This is a genomic window from Pseudomonas sp. B21-047, from assembly GCF_024748775.1.
GTDB lineage: Bacteria > Pseudomonadota > Gammaproteobacteria > Pseudomonadales > Pseudomonadaceae > Aquipseudomonas > Aquipseudomonas capeferrum.
In genome coordinates, this window is the sequence record NZ_CP087169.1 from 526,335 (window position 1) to 545,851 (window position 19,517).

General features: G+C 56.6%; 32 protein-coding genes. All 32 read left to right on the plus strand.

Annotation, left to right across the window (positions count from 1 at the left end; genetic code table 11):
* Window positions 1-26: 26 nt before the first annotated feature.
* The 32 genes from fusA to bfr all read left to right on the plus strand — a co-directional run bounded on the left by fusA (window position 27) and on the right by bfr (window position 19,461).
* Complete coding sequence (gene fusA, locus LOY26_RS02315; protein ID WP_033703490.1) at window positions 27-2,171, plus strand: elongation factor G; 2,145 nt, start codon at window positions 27-29, stop codon at window positions 2,169-2,171.
* Window positions 2,172-2,198: 27 nt separating this feature from the next.
* Window positions 2,199-3,392 (plus strand): elongation factor Tu, encoded by a 1,194-nt coding sequence (gene tuf / locus LOY26_RS02320; protein WP_028614144.1) that lies wholly within the window; start codon window positions 2,199-2,201, stop codon window positions 3,390-3,392.
* Window positions 3,393-3,533: 141 nt separating this feature from the next.
* Window positions 3,534-3,845: a 30S ribosomal protein S10 gene (gene rpsJ, locus LOY26_RS02325; RefSeq protein ID WP_003186070.1), complete on the plus strand. Its 312-nt coding sequence runs from the start codon at window positions 3,534-3,536 to the stop codon at window positions 3,843-3,845.
* Between the two features lie 80 nt (window positions 3,846-3,925).
* Window positions 3,926-4,561, plus strand: a complete 636-nt coding sequence (rplC, locus tag LOY26_RS02330; RefSeq protein WP_027594871.1) for a 50S ribosomal protein L3 — start codon at window positions 3,926-3,928, stop codon at window positions 4,559-4,561.
* A gap of 12 nt (window positions 4,562-4,573) precedes the next feature.
* On the plus strand, window positions 4,574-5,176 hold the full coding sequence (gene rplD, locus LOY26_RS02335; protein WP_003255485.1) for a 50S ribosomal protein L4: 603 nt from the start codon (window positions 4,574-4,576) through the stop codon (window positions 5,174-5,176).
* Window positions 5,173-5,472, plus strand: coding sequence for a 50S ribosomal protein L23 (gene rplW, locus LOY26_RS02340; RefSeq protein ID WP_003255484.1), 300 nt, complete (start codon window positions 5,173-5,175; stop codon window positions 5,470-5,472). The genes rplD and rplW overlap by 4 nt, the downstream gene beginning before the upstream one ends.
* Before the next feature lie 14 nt (window positions 5,473-5,486).
* On the plus strand, window positions 5,487-6,311 hold the full coding sequence (rplB, locus tag LOY26_RS02345; RefSeq protein WP_008089816.1) for a 50S ribosomal protein L2: 825 nt from the start codon (window positions 5,487-5,489) through the stop codon (window positions 6,309-6,311).
* A 16-nt stretch (window positions 6,312-6,327) separates the two neighbouring features.
* Window positions 6,328-6,603: a 30S ribosomal protein S19 gene (gene rpsS / locus LOY26_RS02350; protein WP_003255482.1), complete on the plus strand. Its 276-nt coding sequence runs from the start codon at window positions 6,328-6,330 to the stop codon at window positions 6,601-6,603.
* A gap of 11 nt (window positions 6,604-6,614) precedes the next feature.
* Window positions 6,615-6,947, plus strand: a complete 333-nt coding sequence (gene rplV / locus LOY26_RS02355) for a 50S ribosomal protein L22 (protein ID WP_003103908.1) — start codon at window positions 6,615-6,617, stop codon at window positions 6,945-6,947.
* Window positions 6,948-6,960: 13 nt separating this feature from the next.
* A complete protein-coding gene (gene rpsC / locus LOY26_RS02360) occupies window positions 6,961-7,647 on the plus strand; it encodes a 30S ribosomal protein S3 (protein ID WP_003255481.1) in 687 nt (228 codons plus the stop codon).
* Between the two features lie 12 nt (window positions 7,648-7,659).
* The gene (gene rplP, locus LOY26_RS02365; protein WP_003255479.1) at window positions 7,660-8,073 is read left to right on the plus strand and encodes a 50S ribosomal protein L16; all 414 of its coding nucleotides are present in this window, start codon (window positions 7,660-7,662) and stop codon (window positions 8,071-8,073) included.
* Window positions 8,073-8,264 (plus strand): 50S ribosomal protein L29, encoded by a 192-nt coding sequence (gene rpmC, locus LOY26_RS02370; RefSeq protein ID WP_002555481.1) that lies wholly within the window; start codon window positions 8,073-8,075, stop codon window positions 8,262-8,264. Before rplP ends, rpmC begins: the two co-directional genes overlap by 1 nt.
* A 2-nt stretch (window positions 8,265-8,266) precedes the next feature.
* Window positions 8,267-8,533: a 30S ribosomal protein S17 gene (rpsQ, locus tag LOY26_RS02375; protein WP_023534981.1), complete on the plus strand. Its 267-nt coding sequence runs from the start codon at window positions 8,267-8,269 to the stop codon at window positions 8,531-8,533.
* A gap of 23 nt (window positions 8,534-8,556) precedes the next feature.
* Window positions 8,557-8,925: a 50S ribosomal protein L14 gene (gene rplN / locus LOY26_RS02380; protein WP_002555479.1), complete on the plus strand. Its 369-nt coding sequence runs from the start codon at window positions 8,557-8,559 to the stop codon at window positions 8,923-8,925.
* A gap of 11 nt (window positions 8,926-8,936) precedes the next feature.
* Window positions 8,937-9,251: a 50S ribosomal protein L24 gene (gene rplX / locus LOY26_RS02385; protein WP_003255476.1), complete on the plus strand. Its 315-nt coding sequence runs from the start codon at window positions 8,937-8,939 to the stop codon at window positions 9,249-9,251.
* A gap of 20 nt (window positions 9,252-9,271) precedes the next feature.
* Window positions 9,272-9,811 (plus strand): 50S ribosomal protein L5, encoded by a 540-nt coding sequence (rplE, locus tag LOY26_RS02390; RefSeq protein WP_003255474.1) that lies wholly within the window; start codon window positions 9,272-9,274, stop codon window positions 9,809-9,811.
* Window positions 9,812-9,824: 13 nt separating this feature from the next.
* The gene (gene rpsN, locus LOY26_RS02395) at window positions 9,825-10,130 is read left to right on the plus strand and encodes a 30S ribosomal protein S14 (RefSeq protein WP_012316516.1); all 306 of its coding nucleotides are present in this window, start codon (window positions 9,825-9,827) and stop codon (window positions 10,128-10,130) included.
* Window positions 10,131-10,339: 209 nt separating this feature from the next.
* Entirely contained in the window at window positions 10,340-10,732 is a 393-nt protein-coding gene (gene rpsH, locus LOY26_RS02400) for a 30S ribosomal protein S8 (protein WP_027594873.1), read from the plus strand.
* Window positions 10,733-10,744: 12 nt separating this feature from the next.
* Window positions 10,745-11,278: a 50S ribosomal protein L6 gene (gene rplF, locus LOY26_RS02405; protein ID WP_003255469.1), complete on the plus strand. Its 534-nt coding sequence runs from the start codon at window positions 10,745-10,747 to the stop codon at window positions 11,276-11,278.
* 10 nt (window positions 11,279-11,288) lie between these two features.
* Window positions 11,289-11,639 carry a 50S ribosomal protein L18 gene (gene rplR / locus LOY26_RS02410; protein ID WP_008089801.1) on the plus strand — a complete coding sequence of 117 codons (351 nt, stop codon included), beginning with the start codon at window positions 11,289-11,291 and terminating at the stop codon, window positions 11,637-11,639.
* 3 nt (window positions 11,640-11,642) lie between these two features.
* Window positions 11,643-12,143 (plus strand): 30S ribosomal protein S5, encoded by a 501-nt coding sequence (gene rpsE / locus LOY26_RS02415; protein ID WP_003255465.1) that lies wholly within the window; start codon window positions 11,643-11,645, stop codon window positions 12,141-12,143.
* A 2-nt stretch (window positions 12,144-12,145) separates the two neighbouring features.
* Window positions 12,146-12,322, plus strand: a complete 177-nt coding sequence (gene rpmD, locus LOY26_RS02420) for a 50S ribosomal protein L30 (protein ID WP_008089798.1) — start codon at window positions 12,146-12,148, stop codon at window positions 12,320-12,322.
* Window positions 12,323-12,325: 3 nt separating this feature from the next.
* The gene (gene rplO / locus LOY26_RS02425) at window positions 12,326-12,760 is read left to right on the plus strand and encodes a 50S ribosomal protein L15 (protein ID WP_003255461.1); all 435 of its coding nucleotides are present in this window, start codon (window positions 12,326-12,328) and stop codon (window positions 12,758-12,760) included.
* Window positions 12,761-14,092 carry a preprotein translocase subunit SecY gene (secY, locus tag LOY26_RS02430; RefSeq protein ID WP_003255459.1) on the plus strand — a complete coding sequence of 444 codons (1,332 nt, stop codon included), beginning with the start codon at window positions 12,761-12,763 and terminating at the stop codon, window positions 14,090-14,092.
* Window positions 14,093-14,120: 28 nt separating this feature from the next.
* Window positions 14,121-14,237 carry a 50S ribosomal protein L36 gene (gene rpmJ, locus LOY26_RS02435; protein ID WP_002555468.1) on the plus strand — a complete coding sequence of 39 codons (117 nt, stop codon included), beginning with the start codon at window positions 14,121-14,123 and terminating at the stop codon, window positions 14,235-14,237.
* A 131-nt stretch (window positions 14,238-14,368) separates the two neighbouring features.
* Window positions 14,369-14,725, plus strand: a complete 357-nt coding sequence (rpsM, locus tag LOY26_RS02440; RefSeq protein ID WP_003255457.1) for a 30S ribosomal protein S13 — start codon at window positions 14,369-14,371, stop codon at window positions 14,723-14,725.
* Between the two features lie 18 nt (window positions 14,726-14,743).
* Window positions 14,744-15,133, plus strand: coding sequence for a 30S ribosomal protein S11 (gene rpsK, locus LOY26_RS02445; protein WP_003255454.1), 390 nt, complete (start codon window positions 14,744-14,746; stop codon window positions 15,131-15,133).
* Window positions 15,134-15,148: 15 nt separating this feature from the next.
* Window positions 15,149-15,769 (plus strand): 30S ribosomal protein S4, encoded by a 621-nt coding sequence (gene rpsD, locus LOY26_RS02450; protein WP_009681977.1) that lies wholly within the window; start codon window positions 15,149-15,151, stop codon window positions 15,767-15,769.
* A gap of 22 nt (window positions 15,770-15,791) precedes the next feature.
* Window positions 15,792-16,793 carry a DNA-directed RNA polymerase subunit alpha gene (locus LOY26_RS02455; RefSeq protein WP_003255452.1) on the plus strand — a complete coding sequence of 334 codons (1,002 nt, stop codon included), beginning with the start codon at window positions 15,792-15,794 and terminating at the stop codon, window positions 16,791-16,793.
* A gap of 42 nt (window positions 16,794-16,835) precedes the next feature.
* Window positions 16,836-17,222, plus strand: coding sequence for a 50S ribosomal protein L17 (rplQ, locus tag LOY26_RS02460; protein WP_003255451.1), 387 nt, complete (start codon window positions 16,836-16,838; stop codon window positions 17,220-17,222).
* A gap of 172 nt (window positions 17,223-17,394) precedes the next feature.
* Window positions 17,395-18,834 (plus strand): catalase, encoded by a 1,440-nt coding sequence (locus tag LOY26_RS02465; RefSeq protein ID WP_186661306.1) that lies wholly within the window; start codon window positions 17,395-17,397, stop codon window positions 18,832-18,834.
* Window positions 18,835-18,996: 162 nt separating this feature from the next.
* Window positions 18,997-19,461, plus strand: a complete 465-nt coding sequence (bfr, locus tag LOY26_RS02470) for a bacterioferritin (RefSeq protein WP_008089766.1) — start codon at window positions 18,997-18,999, stop codon at window positions 19,459-19,461.
* Window positions 19,462-19,517 lie beyond the last annotated feature (56 nt).

The following is a 19,517-nucleotide window of genomic DNA, read 5'->3' on the forward strand; positions in this document are numbered from 1 at the left end:
AGCATCAATCATTTTGCGAGGGCTTTATGGCTCGTACTACAGCAATTAACCGCTACCGTAACATTGGTATCTGTGCCCACGTTGACGCGGGCAAGACCACCACTACCGAGCGGATCCTGTTCTATACAGGCCTGAGCCACAAGATGGGCGAGGTGCACGACGGCGCCGCGACCACCGACTGGATGGTGCAGGAGCAGGAGCGGGGTATCACCATTACCTCCGCTGCCGTTACCACCTTCTGGAAAGGTTCTGTTGGTCAGTATGACAACTACCGCGTAAACGTCATCGATACCCCCGGCCACGTCGACTTCACCATTGAAGTAGAGCGTTCGCTGCGTGTACTCGACGGCGCGGTCGTTGTGTTCTGCGGTACCTCCGGCGTTGAGCCTCAGTCCGAAACCGTATGGCGTCAGGCCAACAAATATGGCGTTCCACGTGTTGTTTACGTGAACAAGATGGACCGTGCCGGTGCAAACTTCCTGCGCGTCGTAGGTCAGATCAAGAACCGTCTGGGTCACACCCCGGTTCCTGTTCAGCTGGCCATCGGTTCGGAAGATAACTTCCAGGGTCAGGTCGACCTGATCAAGATGAAGGCTATCTACTGGAACGACGACGACAAAGGCACCACCTATCGCGAGGAAGAAATTCCTGCCGATATGCTGGAGCTGGCTGAAGAGTGGCGCTCCAACATGGTTGAGGCGGCTGCCGAGGCCAGCGAAGAGCTGATGAACAAGTACCTGGAAGGCGAAGAGCTGACCGTCGACGAAATCAAAGCCGGTCTGCGCGCGCGCACCCTGGCCAGCGAAATCGTACCGGCCGTCTGCGGTTCGTCGTTCAAGAACAAGGGCGTTCCCCTGGTTCTCGACGCCGTCATCGACTACCTGCCTGCTCCGACCGAGATTCCTGCAATCCAGGGTATCAACCCGGACGACAAGGATCTGGACAAAGACGATCCGGCTGTTCGTAAAGACGAGCGTCACGCTGACGACGACGAGCCGTTCTCGGCTCTGGCGTTCAAGATCGCGACTGACCCGTTCGTGGGTACTCTGACCTTCGTTCGCGTCTACTCGGGTGTTCTGACCTCCGGTGACTCCGTCATCAACTCGGTCAAGGGCAAGAAAGAGCGCGTTGGTCGTATGGTGCAGATGCACGCCAACCAGCGTGAAGAGATCAAGGAAGTACGCGCTGGCGACATCGCGGCCCTGATCGGCATGAAGGACGTGACCACAGGCGAAACCCTGTGCAACGCTGACAAGCCAATCATCCTTGAGCGTATGGACTTCCCTGAGCCGGTTATTTCGCTCTCCGTAGAGCCGAAAACCAAGGCTGACCAGGAGAAGATGGGTATCGCTCTGGGCAAGCTGGCCCAGGAAGACCCGTCGTTCCGCGTCAAGACCGACGAAGAGACTGGTCAGACCATCATCTCGGGCATGGGTGAGTTGCACCTGGATATCCTCGTTGACCGCATGAAGCGCGAGTTCAACGTCGAAGCCAACATCGGTAAGCCTCAGGTTTCGTACCGCGAGAAGATCACCAAGTCCAACGTCGAGATCGAAGGCAAGTTCGTTCGTCAGTCGGGCGGTCGTGGTCAGTTCGGTCACTGCTGGATCCGTTTCTCGGAGCCGGACGTCGACGAGAAAGGCAACATCACCGAAGGTCTGGTGTTCACCAACGAAGTCGTTGGTGGTGTGATTCCTAAGGAATTCATCGCCCCGATCCAGAAGGGTATCGAAGAGCAGATGAAAAACGGCGTTGTTGCCGGCTATCCGCTGCTCGGCCTGAAGGCTACGGTATTCGACGGTTCGTACCACGACGTCGACTCCAACGAAATGGCGTTCAAGATCGCCGCTTCGATGGCGACCAAGCAACTGGCCCAGAAGGGTGGTGGCGTGGTGCTTGAGCCGATCATGAAGGTCGAAGTTGTAACTCCGGAAGACTACCTGGGTGACGTGATGGGTGACCTGAGCCGTCGTCGCGGGATGATCCAGGGTAATGAAGACTCGGTGTCCGGCAAGGTAATCACTGCTGAGGTACCGCTCGGAGAGATGTTCGGTTATGCGACCGACGTTCGTTCCATGTCTCAGGGTCGCGCAAGCTACTCCATGGAATTCTCCAAATACGCCGAAGCTCCGTCGAACATCGTCGAAGCACTCGTTAAAAAACAAGGCTAATCCCCTTTAGGCAAGAGGTTCACTGTCGTGGCTAAAGAAAAATTTGATCGTTCCCTTCCCCACGTTAACGTCGGCACTATCGGCCACGTTGACCACGGTAAGACCACTCTGACCGCAGCTCTGACTCGCGTCTGCTCCGAAGTTTTCGGTTCGGCAGTCGTTGAGTTCGACAAGATCGACTCGGCTCCGGAAGAAAAAGCGCGCGGTATCACCATCAACACCGCTCACGTCGAGTACAACTCGAACATTCGTCACTACGCTCACGTCGACTGCCCAGGTCACGCTGACTACGTGAAGAACATGATCACCGGTGCTGCCCAGATGGACGGCGCGATCCTGGTTTGCTCGGCCGCTGATGGCCCGATGCCACAAACCCGTGAGCACATCCTGCTGTCCCGTCAGGTTGGCGTTCCGTACATCGTGGTCTTCCTGAACAAGGCTGACCTGGTAGACGACGCTGAGCTGCTGGAACTGGTCGAGATGGAAGTTCGCGACCTGCTGTCCACCTATGACTTCCCAGGCGACGACACTCCGATCATCATCGGTTCGGCTCGTATGGCGCTGGAAGGCAAAGACGACAACGAGATGGGCACCACTGCCGTCAAGAAGCTGGTTGAAACTCTGGACAGCTACATCCCAGAGCCAGAGCGTGCTATCGACAAGCCGTTCCTGATGCCAATCGAAGACGTATTCTCGATCTCGGGTCGTGGTACCGTTGTTACCGGTCGTATCGAGCGTGGTATCGTCCGCGTTCAGGATCCGCTGGAAATCGTTGGTCTGCGTGACACCACCACCACCACCTGCACCGGTGTTGAGATGTTCCGCAAGCTGCTGGACGAAGGTCGTGCTGGCGAGAACTGCGGCGTTCTGCTGCGTGGTACCAAGCGTGACGACGTTGAGCGTGGCCAGGTTCTGGTCAAGCCAGGTTCGGTCAAGCCGCACACCAAGTTCACCGCAGAAGTCTACGTCCTGTCGAAGGAAGAAGGCGGCCGTCACACTCCGTTCTTCAAAGGCTACCGTCCTCAGTTCTACTTCCGTACCACTGACGTGACCGGTAACTGCGAACTGCCGGAAGGCGTTGAAATGGTAATGCCAGGTGACAACATTCAGATGACTGTCACGCTGATCAAGACCATCGCAATGGAAGACGGTCTGCGCTTCGCTATCCGTGAAGGCGGTCGTACCGTCGGCGCCGGCGTCGTAGCCAAAATCATCGAGTAATCACTCGATCGATTGAAAAAACCCCCGCTCAGCGGGGGTTTTTTTTATTGGGTTGACACTAAATTGAGCCGTCTATAGAATCACGCCTCCTTTTAGCGGGCGTAGTGCGTCCGTTGGGAACAGCCTGGAGTCTGAAATCCAATGCAAAATCAGCAAATCCGTATCAGGTTGAAGGCTTTCGACCATCGCCTGATCGACCAATCCACCCAGGAAATCGTGGAAACCGCGAAACGTACTGGTGCACAAGTGCGTGGTCCAATTCCACTGCCTACCCGCAAAGAGCGTTTCACCGTTCTGGTCTCCCCGCACGTCAACAAAGACGCGCGTGACCAGTACGAGATTCGCACTCATAAGCGCGTTCTGGACATCGTCCAGCCAACGGATAAAACCGTTGATGCGCTGATGAAGCTTGATCTCGCGGCAGGTGTGGAAGTGCAGATCAGCCTCGGCTAAGACTTCGGTCTTGTCCGTGTAACGCTCTGAAATGGGCGGCCATAGCGGGTGAAAGCCCCGTACACTCATGAGGTTACAACATGACTATTGGTGTAGTCGGTCGTAAATGCGGTATGACCCGCGTTTTCACCGAAGAAGGTGTCTCCATTCCGGTCACGGTCATTGAGATCGAGCCGAATCGCGTCACCCAGTTCAAGACTGAAGAAACCGATGGCTACCGTGCAGTGCAAGTCACTGTCGGCGAGCGTCGTGCTTCGCGTGTGACTGCTGCTCAAGCAGGTCACTTCGCTAAAGCGAACGTTGCCGCTGGTCGCGGTGTCTGGGAGTTCCGCCTTGAAGAAGGCGAGTTCCAGGCTGGCGACTCGATCAAAGCTGAACTCTTCACTGCAGGCCAGCTGGTAGACGTTACTGGTCAGTCCAAAGGTAAAGGCTTCGCCGGTACCATCAAGCGCTGGAACTTCCGTGGTCAGGACAACACCCACGGTAACTCCGTGTCGCACCGTGTCCCAGGCTCCATCGGCCAGTGCCAGACTCCTGGTCGTGTGTTCAAGGGCAAGAAAATGTCCGGCCACATGGGCGCCGAGCGCGTGACTGTTCAGTCCCTGGAAGTAGTACGCGTAGACGCTGAACGCAACCTGCTGCTGATCAAGGGTGCCGTTCCTGGCGCTACTGGCGGCGACGTGGTTGTACGTCCGGCTGTCAAGGCTCGCGGTTAAGGGGAAACTGACATGCAACTTAATGTAAATGACGCTCAGGCGATCGAAGTTTCCGAACTGACTTTCGGTGGCGAATTCAACGAGACGCTGGTTCACCAAGCAGTCGTGGCCTACATGGCCGGCGGCCGTCAGGGCACCAAGCAGCAAAAGACCCGTTCCGACGTGGCTGGTGGCGGTAAGCGCCCATGGCGTCAGAAGGGTACTGGCCGTGCTCGTGCTGGTACCACTCGTGGTCCGATCTGGCGTGGCGGTGGTGTTACCTTCGCAGCTCGCCCTCAAGATCACTCGCAAAAGCTCAACAAGAAGATGTATCGCGCAGCTCTGCGCTCCATCCTCGCTGAGCTGGTGCGTAGCGACCGTCTGGTCGTGGTTCAGGACTTCGCTGTTGAAGCACCGAAAACCAAAGATCTGCTGAACAAGCTGAACGGCATGGGTCTGAGCGACGTTCTGATCGTTTCGGACGCTGTTGATCAGAACCTGTACCTGGCTGCTCGCAACCTGCCGCACGTCGATGTACGTGACGTTCAAGGTTCCGACCCGGTCAGTCTGATCGCATACGAGAAAGTGTTGATCACTGTCTCGGCCGTGAAGAAATTCGAGGAGCTGCTGGGATGAACCAGGAACGCGTATTCAAAGTCCTCCTTGGCCCGCACGTTTCCGAGAAGGCTACCGTTCTGGCTGAGAAGAAAGGCCAGTTCGTATTCAAGGTTGCTACCGACGCAACCAAGCTGGAAATCAAGAAAGCTGTCGAAGGCCTGTTCAACGTAAAAGTTGAAAACGTGTCGACCGTTAACGTTCTGGGTAAAACCAAGCGTACCGCACGTGGTCTGGGCAAGCGTAATGACTGGAAGAAGGCAATTGTCTCCCTTCAGCCAGGCCAAGATCTCGATTTCAGCAGCAGTGCTGAGTAAGGAAGGGGTGCATCATGGCAATCGTTAAATGCAAACCGACTTCCCCTGGCCGCCGTTTCGTGGTCAAGGTGGTCAACAAGGAGCTCCATAAAGGCGCTCCTCACGCACCGCTGCTCGAGAAGAAATCGAAGTCTGGTGGTCGTAACAACAATGGCCGCATTACCACTCGTCACGTTGGTGGTGGTCACAAGCAGCATTACCGTCTGGTCGACTTCCGTCGCAACGACAAAGATGGCATCCCAGCCACTGTCGAGCGTATCGAATACGATCCAAACCGTACTGCTCACATCGCCCTGCTGTGCTACGCAGACGGTGAGCGTCGCTACATCATCGCCCCTAAAGGCGTGAGCGCTGGCGACCAGCTGATCGCAGGTGCCCTGGCCCCAATCAAGGCCGGTAACTCCCTGCAGCTGCGCAACATCCCAGTAGGTAGCACCATTCACGGCGTCGAACTGAAGCCGGGTAAAGGTGCTCAGATCGCTCGTTCCGCTGGTGCTTCGGCTCAGCTGATCGCTCGTGACGGCGTCTACGTGACTCTGCGTCTGCGCTCCGGTGAGATGCGTAAAGTACTGGCTGAGTGCCGTGCGACCCTGGGCGAAGTCTCGAACTCCGAGCACAGCCTGCGTTCGCTGGGTAAAGCTGGTGCCAAACGCTGGCGCGGCGTTCGCCCAACCGTTCGTGGTGTTGCCATGAACCCGGTTGACCACCCGCATGGTGGTGGTGAAGGTCGTACCTCTGGTGGTCGTCATCCGGTATCGCCATGGGGCTTCCCAACCAAGGGTGCTAAAACCCGTGGTAATAAGCGTACCGACAACATGATCGTCCGTCGTCGCAAGTAACTAGAGGGATACGACAGTGCCACGTTCTCTGAAAAAAGGTCCTTTTATCGATCTTCACCTGTTGAAGAAGGTCGAAGTGGCGGTGGAGAAGAACGATCGCAAGCCAGTTAAAACCTGGTCGCGTCGCTCGATGATCCTGCCACAAATGGTCGGTCTGACCATCGCGGTTCATAACGGTCGCCAACATGTCCCAGTTCTCGTGAACGAAGACATGGTCGGCCACAAACTGGGCGAGTTCGCCGGTACCCGCACCTATCGCGGGCACGTGGCTGACAAGAAAGCCAAGCGTTAAGGGGTAAGGAAATGGAAGTAGCCGCTAAGTTGTCGGGCGCTCGCATCTCCGCCCAGAAAGCCCGCTTGGTCGCCGACCAGATCCGCGGGAAGAAGGTGGGCGAAGCGCTCAACCTGTTGGCCTTCAGCAGCAAAAAAGCCGCTGAAATCATGAAGAAAGTCCTCGAGTCGGCCGTTGCCAACGCCGAACACAACGAAGGCGCAGACGTTGATGACCTGAAGGTCTCCACCGTCTTCGTCAACGAAGGGCGTTCGCTGAAGCGCATCATGCCACGTGCCAAAGGCCGTGCTGATCGCATCGTCAAGCGGTCTTGCCATATCACTGTCAAGGTTGCGGACAAGTAACGGAGTCGATCAGATGGGTCAGAAAGTACATCCCACTGGCATTCGCCTGGGAATCGTCAAGGAGCACACCTCCGTCTGGTACGCAGACGGTGCTACTTACGCAGATTACCTGTTGAAGGATCTGAAAACACGTGAGTACCTCCAAGACAAACTAAAAAGCGCGTCCGTAAGCCGTATCGATATTCATCGTCCGGCTCAAACTGCACGCATCACCATCCACACTGCTCGTCCCGGTATCGTTATCGGTAAGAAAGGTGAGGATGTCGAGAAGCTGCGTCAGGACCTGACCAAGCAGATGGGTGTGCCTGTGCACATCAACATCGAAGAGATCCGCAAGCCGGAGCTCGACGCTATGCTGGTTGCGCAGAGCGTAGCTCAGCAGCTGGAACGCCGCGTAATGTTCCGTCGCGCCATGAAGCGCGCCGTACAGAACGCCATGCGTATTGGTGCCAAGGGCATCAAGATCCAGGTGAGCGGTCGTCTCGGCGGCGCCGAGATTGCTCGTACCGAGTGGTATCGCGAAGGTCGTGTGCCTCTGCACACCCTGCGTGCCGATATCGACTACAACACCTACGAAGCTCACACCACTTATGGTGTGATCGGTGTGAAGGTTTGGATCTTCAAAGGCGAAGTTATTGGTGGTCGCCAAGAAGAACTGAAACCACAAGCACCAGCGCCTCGTAAAAAAGCTGCTAAGTAAGGGGTACGCCAAATGTTGCAACCAAAGCGTACAAAATTCCGCAAGCAGATGACTGGCCACAACCGTGGTCTGGCACTGCGCGGTAGCAAAGTCAGCTTCGGCGAATTCGCCCTGAAAGCTGTTGCTCGCGGTCGCCTCACCGCCCGCCAGATCGAGTCGGCACGTCGTGCTCTGACCCGTCACGTTAAACGTGGCGGCAAGATCTGGATCCGTGTGTTCCCGGACAAGCCGATCTCCAAGAAGCCTCTCGAGGTTCGTATGGGTAAAGGTAAGGGCTCCGTGGAATACTGGGTTGCCCAGATCCAGCCAGGCAAAGTCCTGTACGAGATCGAGGGTGTTTCTGAAGAGCTGGCGCGCGAAGCTTTCGCCCTGGCTGCTGCAAAGCTGCCTCTCGCCACCTCCTTTGTTAAGCGGACGGTGATGTGATGAAAGCGAATGAACTTCGTGAAAAATCGGCACAGCAGCTGAACGAGCAACTGCTCGGCTTGCTGCGCGACCAGTTCAATCTGCGCATGCAGAAAGCAACTGGCCAGTTGGGGCAGTCGCACCTGCTCTCGCAAGTTAAGCGTGACATCGCTCGCGTGAAAACTGTGCTCAACCAGCAGGCAGGTAAGTGATCATGGCTGAAGCTGAAAAAACCGTCCGTACGCTGACTGGCCGTGTCGTCAGCGACAAAATGGACAAGACCATCACCGTTCTGATCGAGCGTCGCGTAAAGCACCCGATCTACGGTAAATACGTTAAGCGTTCGACTAAGCTGCACGCGCACGACGAAACCAACCAGTGCAAGATCGGCGACAAAGTTTCGATTACCGAAACCCGTCCGCTGGCCAAGACCAAGTCCTGGGCACTGGTTGAAGTCCTCGAACGCGCTGTTGAAGTCTAAGGGCTAGGGGTCGGAGAAATTTTATGATTCAGACTCAATCCATGCTCGATGTGGCCGATAACAGCGGCGCTCGTCGCGTCATGTGCATCAAGGTACTCGGCGGTTCGCACCGTCGTTACGCTGGCATCGGTGACATCATCAAAGTAACCGTCAAGGAAGCAATTCCGCGCGGTAAGGTCAAAAAAGGCCAGGTGATGACCGCTGTTGTCGTCCGTACCCGTCACGGTGTACGTCGCGCTGACGGTTCCATCATTCGTTTCGACGGCAACGCTGCTGTTCTGCTGAACAACAAGCAAGAGCCGATCGGCACTCGCATCTTCGGGCCAGTGACCCGTGAACTTCGTACTGAGAAGTTCATGAAGATCGTCTCGCTCGCCCCTGAAGTGCTGTAAGGAGATCCGACATGCAAAAGATTCGTCGTGACGACGAGATCATCGTGATCGCCGGCAAAGACAAAGGTAAGCGCGGTAAGGTGCTGAAGGTTCTTGCTGATGACCGTCTGGTTATCGGTGGTGTGAACCTGGTCAAGCGTCATACCAAGCCTAACCCGATGGCGGGCGTTCAGGGCGGTATCGTCGAGAAAGAAGCGCCTCTGCACGCTTCCAACGTTGCCATCTTCAACGGCGAAACCAACAAGGCTGACCGCGTTGGTTTCAAAGTAGAAGACGGTAAGAAAATTCGTGTCTTCAAGTCGACCCAAAAAGCGGTTGATGCTTGAACACTGCTAGGTAGAAGACCATGGCACGACTGAAAGAGATTTACCGGAACGAAATCGCTCCCAAGCTTAAGGAAGAACTTAAGCTGTCGAACGTGATGGAAGTTCCGCGCGTTACCAAAATCACCCTGAACATGGGTCTGGGCGAAGCGATCGGCGACAAAAAAGTCATCGAGCACGCTGTTGCCGACCTGGAAAAGATCACCGGTCAAAAGCCGGTCGTGACTTTCGCTCGTAAATCCATCGCGGGCTTCAAAGTCCGTGAAGGATGGCCGATCGGCGTCAAGGTGACCCTGCGTAGCGACAAGATGTACGAATTCCTGGACCGCCTGCTGGCGATCTCCCTGCCTCGGGTTCGCGACTTCCGCGGCCTGAATGCCAAGTCCTTCGATGGCCGTGGCAACTACAGCATGGGCGTGAAAGAGCAGATCATCTTCCCGGAAATCGATTACGACAAGATCGATGCTCTGCGCGGTTTGGACATCACCCTGACCACCACTGCTCGTTCGGATGACGAAGGCCGCGCTCTGCTGCGTGCTTTCAAATTCCCGTTCCGCAACTGATTGGAGTAGGAAAATGGCCAAGAAGAGCATGAAAAACCGCGAGCTGAAGCGTCAGCTCACGGTAGCCAAGTTCGCCAAAAAGCGTGCTGAGCTGAAAGCGACCATCGTCAACCTGAACGCCTCTCCTGAAGAGCGTTTCGCTGCCGTTGTCGCTCTGCAGAAGCAGCCACGTGATGCCAGTGCTGCGCGTCTGCGCAACCGTTGCCGCCTGACCGGTCGTCCTCACGGTGTATACCGTAAGTTCGGCCTGGGCCGTAACATGCTGCGTCAAGCGGCAATGCGTGGTGACGTACCAGGTCTGGTCAAGGCCTCCTGGTAATCGCTGCAGGTGTGATCCCGGCGGAAGGGGAGCAATCTTCCGACCGCCGGTGACCTCGCCAACAAACAAGCCCCTATATGGGGCTTGTTTCGTTTCTGCCTTGTGTCTAGAATGACCGGCTCACCTGAGCCTGGGTTTTTTACCCAACCCGCTCGGGTGGTTGTGATAGCCGCAAGGCTAATAATTCTTGTATCAGGAGCATCTAGCCCATGAGTATGCAGGACCCGTTAGCGGACATGCTAACTCGCATCCGTAATGCCCAGATGGCTGAAAAGTCCGTCGTGAGCATGCCTTCCTCTACGCTGAAGGTTGCGGTTGCCAAAGTTCTGAAGGATGAAGGTTACATCGCTGGCTACCAAGTCAGTGGCGAAGCCAAGCCCTCCCTGTCGATCGAACTGAAGTACTTCGAAGGCCGTCCGGTCATCGAGGAACTGAAGCGCTCCAGCCGTCCAGGCCTGCGCCAGTACAAGGCCGTCACCGATCTGCCGAAAGTACGTGGCGGTCTGGGCGTGTCTATTGTCTCCACCAACAAAGGTGTGATGACTGATCGCGCTGCGCGCGCTGCCGGCGTCGGCGGCGAAGTTCTCTGCACAGTGTTCTAAGGGGGGATAGACATGTCTCGCGTCGCTAAGAACCCCGTTAAGCTGCCATCTGGTGTCGAAGTCAAATTCGCCGGCCAGCAGCTTTCGGTGAAGGGTGCCAAAGGCACTCTCGAACTGAACGTTCACTCGTCTGTTGAAGTTACCGAAGAGTCTGGTGAGCTGCGTTTCGTCGCTCGCAATGGTGACCAGCAAGCTCGCGCCATGGCCGGAACTACCCGCGCTCTGGTCAACAACATGGTCCAAGGCGTAAGCCAAGGCTTCGAGCGTAAGCTCCAGCTGGTCGGTGTTGGTTACAAGGCTCAGGCCAAGGGCACCGTCCTGAACCTGGCCCTGGGCTTCTCGCACCCAGTGGACTACGAACTGCCAGCCGGTATCACCGCTGAAACACCTAGCCAGACCGACATCCTGATCAAGGGTATCGACAAGCAGCTGGTAGGTCAGGTGGCCGCTGAAATCCGCGACTTCCGTCCGCCAGAGCCTTACAAAGGTAAAGGTGTGCGTTACGCGGACGAAGTAGTCCGTCGTAAAGAAGCCAAGAAGAAGTAGGGCCTAGCAAATGACCGACAAAAAAGTTACTCGACTGCGTCGCGCTCGCAAAGCACGCCTCAAGATGCACGAACTCGAAGTCGTGCGCCTGTGCGTGTTCCGCTCCTCGCAGCACATCTATGCCCAGGTCATTTCGGCCGACGGCAGCAAGGTTCTGGCAAGCGCCTCGACCTTGGACAAAGACCTGCGTGATGGCGCCACTGGCAACATCGACGCGGCCACTAAGGTTGGCAAGCTGGTAGCTGAGCGTGCGAAAGCCGCCGGTGTATCTCAAGTTGCCTTTGACCGTTCCGGCTTCAAGTACCATGGCCGCGTCAAAGCGCTGGCTGATGCTGCTCGTGAAGGCGGGCTGGAGTTCTAAGTTATGGCAAATAACGATCAAAAGCGCGACGAAGGCTACATCGAGAAGCTGGTTCAAGTTAACCGCGTTGCCAAGACCGTAAAAGGCGGCCGTATCTTCACCTTCACCGCGTTGACCGTGGTAGGTGATGGTAAAGGTCGTGTTGGCTTCGGCCGTGGCAAGTCGCGCGAAGTACCAGCCGCGATCCAGAAAGCCATGGAAGCTGCTCGTCGCAATATGATCCAGGTTGACCTGAAGGGCACTACCCTGCAGTACGCCACCAAGGCTGCCCACGGCGCCTCGAAGGTTTACATGCAGCCTGCTTCGGAAGGTACCGGTATCATCGCCGGCGGCGCAATGCGTGCTGTCCTGGAAGTTGCTGGTGTTCAGAACGTTCTGGCCAAGTGCTACGGTTCGACCAACCCAGTGAACGTGGTTTACGCCACTTTCAAGGGTCTGAAAGCCATGCAATCTCCTGAATCCATTGCTGCCAAGCGCGGCAAGAGCGTCGAGGAGATCTTCTGATCATGGCAACCGTTAAAGTAACGCTGATCAAGAGCGTCTCGGGCCGTATTCCTAACCACAAACTGTGCGTTAAGGGTCTGGGTCTGCGTCGCATCGGTCACACTGTAGAAGTCCAGGATACTCCCGAGAATCGCGGGATGATCAACAAGGCTTACTACATGCTGCGCGTCGAGGGTTAATCGATGAAACTCAATGATCTGAGTCCAGCGCCGGGTTCCCGTCGCGAAAAACATCGTCCGGGTCGTGGTATCGGTAGCGGTCTGGGTAAGACCGGCGGCCGTGGCCACAAAGGTCAGACCTCCCGTTCGGGTGGTTCGATCGCTCCGGGCTTCGAAGGCGGTCAACAGCCGCTGCACCGTCGTCTGCCGAAATTCGGCTTCGTTTCGCTGAAAGCCATGGACCGCGCAGAAGTGCGTCTGTCCGAGCTGGCCAAAGTGGAAGGCGACGTGATCTCCGTGCAATCCCTGAAGGATGCCAACGTGATCAACCAGCACATTCAGCGTGTGAAAATCATGCTGTCTGGCGAAGTTACTCGCGCAGTCACCATCAAGGGCATCGCAGCCACCAAGGGTGCGCGTGCGGCTATCGAAGCAGCTGGCGGCAAATTCGAGGAATAAATGGCTAAGCAAGGTGCTCTCTCTTCGCTCGGTAAGGGCGGGATGTCGGAACTCTGGGCTCGTCTGCGCTTTCTGTTCATGGCGATCATCGTCTATCGGATAGGTGCGCATATCCCGGTTCCAGGCATCAATCCGGACCGTTTGGCGGATCTGTTTCGGCAGAATGAGGGGACCATTCTTAGCTTGTTCAACATGTTTTCCGGTGGTGCGCTTGAGCGCATGAGCATCTTTGCACTGGGGATCATGCCGTACATTTCGGCATCGATCATCATGCAGCTGATGACGGCGGTCAGCCCGCAACTGGAGCAGTTGAAGAAGGAAGGTGAAGCTGGCCGTCGCAAGATCAGCCAGTACACCCGCTACGGCACCGTTATTCTGGCGCTGGTCCAAGCCATTGGCATGTCCATTGGCCTGGCCAACCAGGGCGTGGCGTTTTCTGCCGGTCTAGGCTTCCATGTCGTCGCGGTTTCCACGTTTGTGGCAGGCGCGATGTTCATGATGTGGCTGGGCGAGCAGATCACTGAGCGCGGTGTGGGCAACGGTATCTCGATGTTGATCTTCGCGGGTATCGTTGCCGGTCTTCCGAGAGCAATCGGGCAGTCTTTCGAGTCTGCGCGCACAGGCGATATCAACATTTTCGCCCTGGTCGCTATCGGTTTGCTGGCAGTAGCGATTATCGGTTTCGTGGTGTTCATTGAGCGTGGTCAGCGTCGTATCGCCGTTCACTACGCCAAGCGTCAGCAGGGCCGCAAGGTCTTCGCTGCGCAGACCAGCCACTTGCCGTTGAAGGTGAACATGGCAGGGGTTATCCCGGCCATTTTCGCCAGCAGCATTTTGCTGTTCCCGGCTTCGCTGGGTGCCTGGTTCGGTCAGTCCGAAGGTATGGGCTGGCTGCAGGACATCTCGCAGTCGATCGCTCCTGGTCAGCCGTTGAACATTTTGCTGTTTAGTGCAGGGATCATTTTCTTCTGCTTCTTCTACACAGCGTTGATGTTCAATCCGAAAGACGTAGCGGAAAACCTGAAGAAGTCCGGTGCCTTTATTCCGGGTATCCGTCCTGGTGAGCAGTCGGCGCGCTACATTGATGGCGTTCTGACCCGTTTGACCATGTTCGGTGCTCTATACATGATGGCCGTCTGCCTTCTGCCCCAGTTCCTGGTGGTGGCAGCAAATGTGCCGTTCTACCTTGGCGGGACCTCGTTGCTGATTGTGGTAGTGGTTGTGATGGACTTCATGTCCCAAGTACAATCGCACCTCGTTTCGCACCAGTACGAATCCCTGATGAAGAAAGCCAACCTGAAAGGCTACGGTGGCAGCGGTTTGCTGCGCTGATACGCCCCTAAGGTTCGAGGAGTCGGTAATGAAAGTTCGTGCATCGGTGAAAAAGCTGTGCCGTAACTGCAAGATCATCCGTCGCGAAGGCGTCGTACGAGTGATCTGCAGCGCGGAACCGCGTCACAAACAGCGCCAAGGCTGATTGTGATCGTCGCTTCAAACCCAGCAGCTAGTGTGCTGCTGGGTTGATTATTCGTTTCTACAGCGATATTATCTCGCGCCCTATTTCTTGGCTTCCGGGGCGTAGGTAGCTGTCAATTGGAGTCCCACTGAATGGCCCGTATTGCAGGCGTCAACATTCCAGATAACAAGCATACTGTTATCTCGCTGACCTACATCTATGGTGTCGGTCGCACAACTGCGCAGAAGATCTGTGCAGACGCTGGTGTAAACCCAGCCGCTAAGATCAAGGATCTGAGCGACGAGCAAATCGAAACCCTGCGTGGCGAAGTCGCGAAGTTCACCACCGAAGGTGACCTGCGTCGTGACATCAACATGAAGATCAAGCGCTTGATGGACCTGGGTTGCTACCGCGGCCTGCGTCATCGTAAAGGTCTGCCGGTTCGCGGTCAGCGCACCAAGACCAACGCACGCACCCGTAAGGGCCCGCGTAAGCCGATCCGCAAGTAACCGCCCAGGAATATAGACATGGCAAAACCTGCTGCTCGTCCTCGTAAGAAAGTCAAAAAGACAGTGGTTGATGGCATCGCCCACATCCACGCTTCTTTTAACAACACCATCGTGACCATCACCGACCGTCAGGGCAATGCTTTGTCCTGGGCGACCTCCGGTGGTTCGGGTTTCCGTGGTTCGCGCAAATCCACCCCGTTCGCAGCTCAGATTGCTGCTGAGCGTGCTGGTCAAGCTGCGCTGGAATACGGTCTGAAGAACCTCGACGTTAACGTCAAGGGTCCAGGTCCAGGTCGTGAGTCCGCCGTTCGTGCATTGAACAGCTGCGGCTACAAGATCGCCAGCATCACCGACGTGACGCCAATCCCGCATAACGGGTGCCGTCCGCCGAAGAAGCGTCGCGTGTAATCAGGAGACAGAAGAATGGCACGTTACATTGGTCCAAAATGCAAACTGTCTCGTCGTGAAGGCACCGATCTGTTCCTGAAGAGCGGCGTTCGCGCTCTGGAATCGAAGTGCAACATCGAAGCAGCCCCAGGTATCCACGGCCAGCGCCGTGGCCGTCAGTCCGACTACGGTACCCAGCTGCGCGAGAAACAAAAAGTCCGTCGTATCTACGGTGTTCTGGAGCGTCAGTTCCGCGGTTACTACCAAGCTGCTGCCTCGAAAAAAGGCGCAACCGGTGAGAACCTGCTGCAACTGCTCGAGTGCCGTCTGGATAACGTCGTTTACCGTATGGGCTTCGGCTCGACTCGTTCCGAGTCCCGTCAGCTGGTTTCGCACAAAGCGATCAGCGTCAACGGTAAGACTGTAAACATTCCATCCTACCAAGTTCGTCCGGGTGACGTGGTCGCGGTTCGCGAGAAGTCGCTGAGCCAGCTGCGCATTGTTCAAGCCCTTGAACTGTGCGCCCAGCGTGGCCGCGTTGAGTGGGTTGATGTGGATGCTGCTAAAAAGTCGGGCGTTTTCAAGAACGTTCCTGCTCGCAGCGACCTGTCCGCCGACATCAACGAGAACCTGATTGTCGAGCTCTACTCCAAGTAAGGGCTAGAAAATAGGTGCATCCATGCAGATTTCGGTAAATGAGTTCCTGACTCCCCGCCACATTGATGTGCAGGTAGTCAGTCCGACCCGCGCCAAGATCACGCTCGAGCCTCTCGAGCGTGGCTTCGGCCATACCCTGGGCAACGCGCTGCGCCGCATCCTGTTGTCCTCAATGCCTGGCTGTGCAGTAGTCGAGGCCGAGATCGATGGCGTACTCCATGAGTACTCCGCGATCGAAGGTGTTCAGGAAGACGTGATTGAAATCCTGTTGAACCTGAAAGGCCTGGCTATCAAACTGCACGGTCGTGACGAAGTTACGCTGACCTTGTCGAAAAAGGGTTCGGGGGTGGTTACCGCTGCCGATATTCAGCTGGATCACGATGTCGAGATCGTCAACCCCGATCACGTAATCGCGAACCTGGCGTCGAATGGCGCCCTGAACATGAAGCTCACCGTAGCTCGTGGTCGTGGTTACGAGCCGGCCGACTCCCGTCAGACCGACGAAGACGAAAGCCGTAGCATTGGCCGTCTGCAGTTGGACGCTTCGTTCAGCCCGGTGCGTCGTATCGCCTATGTGGTCGAAAACGCCCGTGTTGAACAGCGTACCAACTTGGACAAGCTGGTCATTGATCTGGAAACCAACGGCACCCTGGATCCTGAAGAGGCTATCCGCCGCGCTGCGACCATCCTGCAACAGCAGCTGGCCGCGTTCGTCGACCTCAAAGGTGACAGTGAGCCGGTTGTTGTCGAGCAGGAAGACGAGATCGATCCGATCCTGCTGCGTCCGGTTGACGACCTGGAACTGACTGTACGTTCGGCCAACTGCCTCAAGGCGGAGAACATCTACTACATCGGCGACCTGATTCAGCGTACCGAAGTAGAGCTGTTGAAGACTCCTAACCTGGGCAAGAAGTCCCTGACTGAAATCAAGGACGTCCTGGCCTCTCGTGGTCTGTCTCTCGGCATGCGCCTCGACAACTGGCCGCCTGCAAGTCTTAAGAAAGACGACAAGGCGACCGCCTGATCGTCGTAATCACCGAACGTAGTGTTTGGTAAGGAATGAATCATGCGTCATCGTAAAAGTGGACGTCACCTGAGCCGTACCAGCTCTCACCGCAAAGCTATGTTCCAGAACATGGCAGTGTCGCTGATCGAGCACGAGCTGATCAAAACCACCCTGCCGAAAGCCAAGGAACTGCGCCGCGTTGCCGAGCCGCTGATCACCCTGGCCAAGGAAGACAGCGTTGCTAACCGTCGTCTGGCCTTCGACCGTACCCGTTCGAAGTCCGCTGTTGGCAAACTGTTCAACGATCTGGGCAAGCGTTACGCCACCCGTCAGGGCGGCTACCTGCGCATCCTGAAGTGCGGTTTCCGCGCTGGCGACAACGCGCCTATGGCGTACGTCGAGCTGGTTGATCGTCCAGTCGGTGGTGCTGTAGAAGCTGCCGAGTAAGACGTTCTGTCTGCTACAAAAAACCGGGCCTAGTGCCCGGTTTTTTGTTTCTGCACGTATTGTTAATCTCTATTGATACAAGTCATGTAATGAATTTGTCCTGAAACAACCGCTCGTCAATACTCCTATCCAAGCCGATTAGCCGGCACTTCAAGACCGATAAGGAGAGCCCATGAGCAAGATTCTCACCACCGCCAGCGGTGCACCTGTAGCTGACAACCAGAATTCCCGCTCTGCCGGCCCCCGCGGCCCGCTGCTGCTCGACGATTTCCACCTGATCGAGAAGCTTGCCCACTTCAACCGCGAGAATATCCCCGAGCGTCGTGTTCACGCCAAGGGGTCGGGCGCCTATGGCACGTTTACCGTCACCCGCGATATCACCGAGCTCACCAGCGCCAAGCTGTTCGAGCAGGTCGGCAAACAGACTGAAACCTTCCTGCGTTTCTCCACCGTCGGTGGCGAACGGGGTTCGGCCGACACCGAGCGTGACCCGCGAGGTTTTGCGCTGAAGTTCTATACCGAGGAAGGCAACTGGGACATCGTTGGCAATAACACCCCGGTGTTCTTCATCCGTGACCCGCTCAAGTTCCCGGACTTTATCCACACCCAGAAGCGCCACCCGCAATCCAACCTGAAGAACGCCCAGATGATGTGGGACTTCTGGTCGCACTCACCCGAGGCACTGCACCAGGTCACCATCCTGTTCTCCGACCGCGGCATTCCGGACGGCTATCGTCACATGCACGGCTTCGGCAGCCACACCTACAGCCTGATCAGCGCTGCAGGCGAACGCACCTGGGTCAAATGGCACTTCAAGACCCAGCAAGGCATCAAGAACCTCGCCCCAGCCGACGCTGCACGCCTGGCCGGCACAGACCCGGACTACGCCCAGCGCGACCTGTTCGAGGCCATCGAGCGTGGCGACTACCCGCGCTGGACCGTGTGCATTCAGGTGATGAGTGAAGCCGAGGCGGCCAGCCGCGACGAGAACCCGTTCGACGTGACCAAGACCTGGTCGCAAAAGGACTACCCATTGATCGAAGTGGGTGTGCTGGAGCTCAACCGCAACCCGCTCAACTACTTCGCCGAAGTCGAGCAGGCCGCTTTTGGCCCTAGCAACATGGTCCCTGGTGTAGGGCTGTCGCCAGACCGCATGCTGCAAGGCCGCGTGTTTGCCTACGCTGATGCGCACCGCTACCGAGTGGGTACCAACCATCAGCATCTGCCGGTCAATGCACCGCGCTGCCCAGTCAACAGCTACCAGCGTGACGGTTCGATGGCCACCGGCAGTTACGGCAGCGCGCCGAACTACGAGCCCAACAGTTACGCCGATGCACCCAAGCAGTCGCCACGCCATGCCGAGCCTGCACTGGCCCTCAATGGTTCGGCTGATCGCTACGATCACCGCGAGGACAACGACTACTACAGCCACGCCGGTGCGTTGTTCCGCCTGATGAACGAACAGCAGAAGGCCTTGCTGATCAGTAACATCGCCGGTGCCATGGCAGGGGTGAGCGAGGATGTGATCCAGCGTCAGCTCCAGTACTTCTACAAGGCTGACGCCGCCTACGGCGAAGGCATTGCCAAGGCGCTGGGGGTGAACCTCGCTTAACTCGAAGTGATAAGAAGAACCGCCCTCATTTGGGCGGTTTTTCAATGAATATCACTACTGTTTAGCCGATTTTTTGCCTGTTATTGCGCGTTTATCCGTGACCGCGAGCAAAACCTGGTTCACACTATGTCCATTGATGTTTTCACATGGAGATGCAGGGCGATGCAAGGTCACCCGGACGTAATCAACTACCTCGTCACGTTGCTGAAGGGCGAACTGGCAGCACGCGACCAGTACTTCATTCACTCGCGTATGTATGAAGACTGGGGCCTGTCCAAGCTCTACGAGCGTATCAACCACGAGATGGAAGAAGAGACGCAGCACGCCGATGCGCTGATGCGCCGCATCCTCATGCTCGAAGGCACCCCCGACATGCGTGCCGATGACCTTGAAGTGGGCAGCACCGTGCCGGAAATGATCGAGGCTGACCTCAAGCTCGAATACAAGGTGCGTGCCGCGCTGTGCAAAGGCATTGAGCTGTGCGAGCTGCACAAGGACTACATCAGCCGCGACATCCTGCGCGCCCAGCTGGCTGACACCGAAGAAGATCACACCTACTGGCTGGAGAAGCAGCAGGGCCTGATCAAGGTGATCGGCCTGGAGAACTACCTGCAGTCGCAGATGTAAGTTATCCACAGCCCACGAAAAAGCCCCTGGCACCTACGGTACCAGGGGCTTTTTTA

Bases quoted from the DNA above. Each gene is read 5' to 3' on its own strand.
- fusA (WP_033703490.1), top strand. From the start codon at position 27: ATGGCTCGTACTACAGCAATTAACCGCTACCGTAACATTGGTATCTGT.
- rpsJ (WP_003186070.1), top strand. From the start codon at position 3,534: ATGCAAAATCAGCAAATCCGTATCAGGTTGAAGGCTTTCGACCATCGC.
- rplC (WP_027594871.1), top strand. From the start codon at position 3,926: ATGACTATTGGTGTAGTCGGTCGTAAATGCGGTATGACCCGCGTTTTC.
- rplD (WP_003255485.1), top strand. From the start codon at position 4,574: ATGCAACTTAATGTAAATGACGCTCAGGCGATCGAAGTTTCCGAACTG.
- rplW (WP_003255484.1), top strand. From the start codon at position 5,173: ATGAACCAGGAACGCGTATTCAAAGTCCTCCTTGGCCCGCACGTTTCC.
- rplB (WP_008089816.1), top strand. From the start codon at position 5,487: ATGGCAATCGTTAAATGCAAACCGACTTCCCCTGGCCGCCGTTTCGTG.
- rplV (WP_003103908.1), top strand. From the start codon at position 6,615: ATGGAAGTAGCCGCTAAGTTGTCGGGCGCTCGCATCTCCGCCCAGAAA.
- rpsC (WP_003255481.1), top strand. From the start codon at position 6,961: ATGGGTCAGAAAGTACATCCCACTGGCATTCGCCTGGGAATCGTCAAG.
- rplP (WP_003255479.1), top strand. From the start codon at position 7,660: ATGTTGCAACCAAAGCGTACAAAATTCCGCAAGCAGATGACTGGCCAC.
- rpmC (WP_002555481.1), top strand. From the start codon at position 8,073: ATGAAAGCGAATGAACTTCGTGAAAAATCGGCACAGCAGCTGAACGAG.
- rpsQ (WP_023534981.1), top strand. From the start codon at position 8,267: ATGGCTGAAGCTGAAAAAACCGTCCGTACGCTGACTGGCCGTGTCGTC.
- rplN (WP_002555479.1), top strand. From the start codon at position 8,557: ATGATTCAGACTCAATCCATGCTCGATGTGGCCGATAACAGCGGCGCT.
- rplX (WP_003255476.1), top strand. From the start codon at position 8,937: ATGCAAAAGATTCGTCGTGACGACGAGATCATCGTGATCGCCGGCAAA.
- rplE (WP_003255474.1), top strand. From the start codon at position 9,272: ATGGCACGACTGAAAGAGATTTACCGGAACGAAATCGCTCCCAAGCTT.
- rpsN (WP_012316516.1), top strand. From the start codon at position 9,825: ATGGCCAAGAAGAGCATGAAAAACCGCGAGCTGAAGCGTCAGCTCACG.
- rpsH (WP_027594873.1), top strand. From the start codon at position 10,340: ATGAGTATGCAGGACCCGTTAGCGGACATGCTAACTCGCATCCGTAAT.
- rplF (WP_003255469.1), top strand. From the start codon at position 10,745: ATGTCTCGCGTCGCTAAGAACCCCGTTAAGCTGCCATCTGGTGTCGAA.
- rplR (WP_008089801.1), top strand. From the start codon at position 11,289: ATGACCGACAAAAAAGTTACTCGACTGCGTCGCGCTCGCAAAGCACGC.
- rpsE (WP_003255465.1), top strand. From the start codon at position 11,643: ATGGCAAATAACGATCAAAAGCGCGACGAAGGCTACATCGAGAAGCTG.
- rpmD (WP_008089798.1), top strand. From the start codon at position 12,146: ATGGCAACCGTTAAAGTAACGCTGATCAAGAGCGTCTCGGGCCGTATT.
- rplO (WP_003255461.1), top strand. From the start codon at position 12,326: ATGAAACTCAATGATCTGAGTCCAGCGCCGGGTTCCCGTCGCGAAAAA.
- secY (WP_003255459.1), top strand. From the start codon at position 12,761: ATGGCTAAGCAAGGTGCTCTCTCTTCGCTCGGTAAGGGCGGGATGTCG.
- rpmJ (WP_002555468.1), top strand. From the start codon at position 14,121: ATGAAAGTTCGTGCATCGGTGAAAAAGCTGTGCCGTAACTGCAAGATC.
- rpsM (WP_003255457.1), top strand. From the start codon at position 14,369: ATGGCCCGTATTGCAGGCGTCAACATTCCAGATAACAAGCATACTGTT.
- rpsK (WP_003255454.1), top strand. From the start codon at position 14,744: ATGGCAAAACCTGCTGCTCGTCCTCGTAAGAAAGTCAAAAAGACAGTG.
- rpsD (WP_009681977.1), top strand. From the start codon at position 15,149: ATGGCACGTTACATTGGTCCAAAATGCAAACTGTCTCGTCGTGAAGGC.
- LOY26_RS02455 (WP_003255452.1), top strand. From the start codon at position 15,792: ATGCAGATTTCGGTAAATGAGTTCCTGACTCCCCGCCACATTGATGTG.
- rplQ (WP_003255451.1), top strand. From the start codon at position 16,836: ATGCGTCATCGTAAAAGTGGACGTCACCTGAGCCGTACCAGCTCTCAC.
- LOY26_RS02465 (WP_186661306.1), top strand. From the start codon at position 17,395: ATGAGCAAGATTCTCACCACCGCCAGCGGTGCACCTGTAGCTGACAAC.
- bfr (WP_008089766.1), top strand. From the start codon at position 18,997: ATGCAAGGTCACCCGGACGTAATCAACTACCTCGTCACGTTGCTGAAG.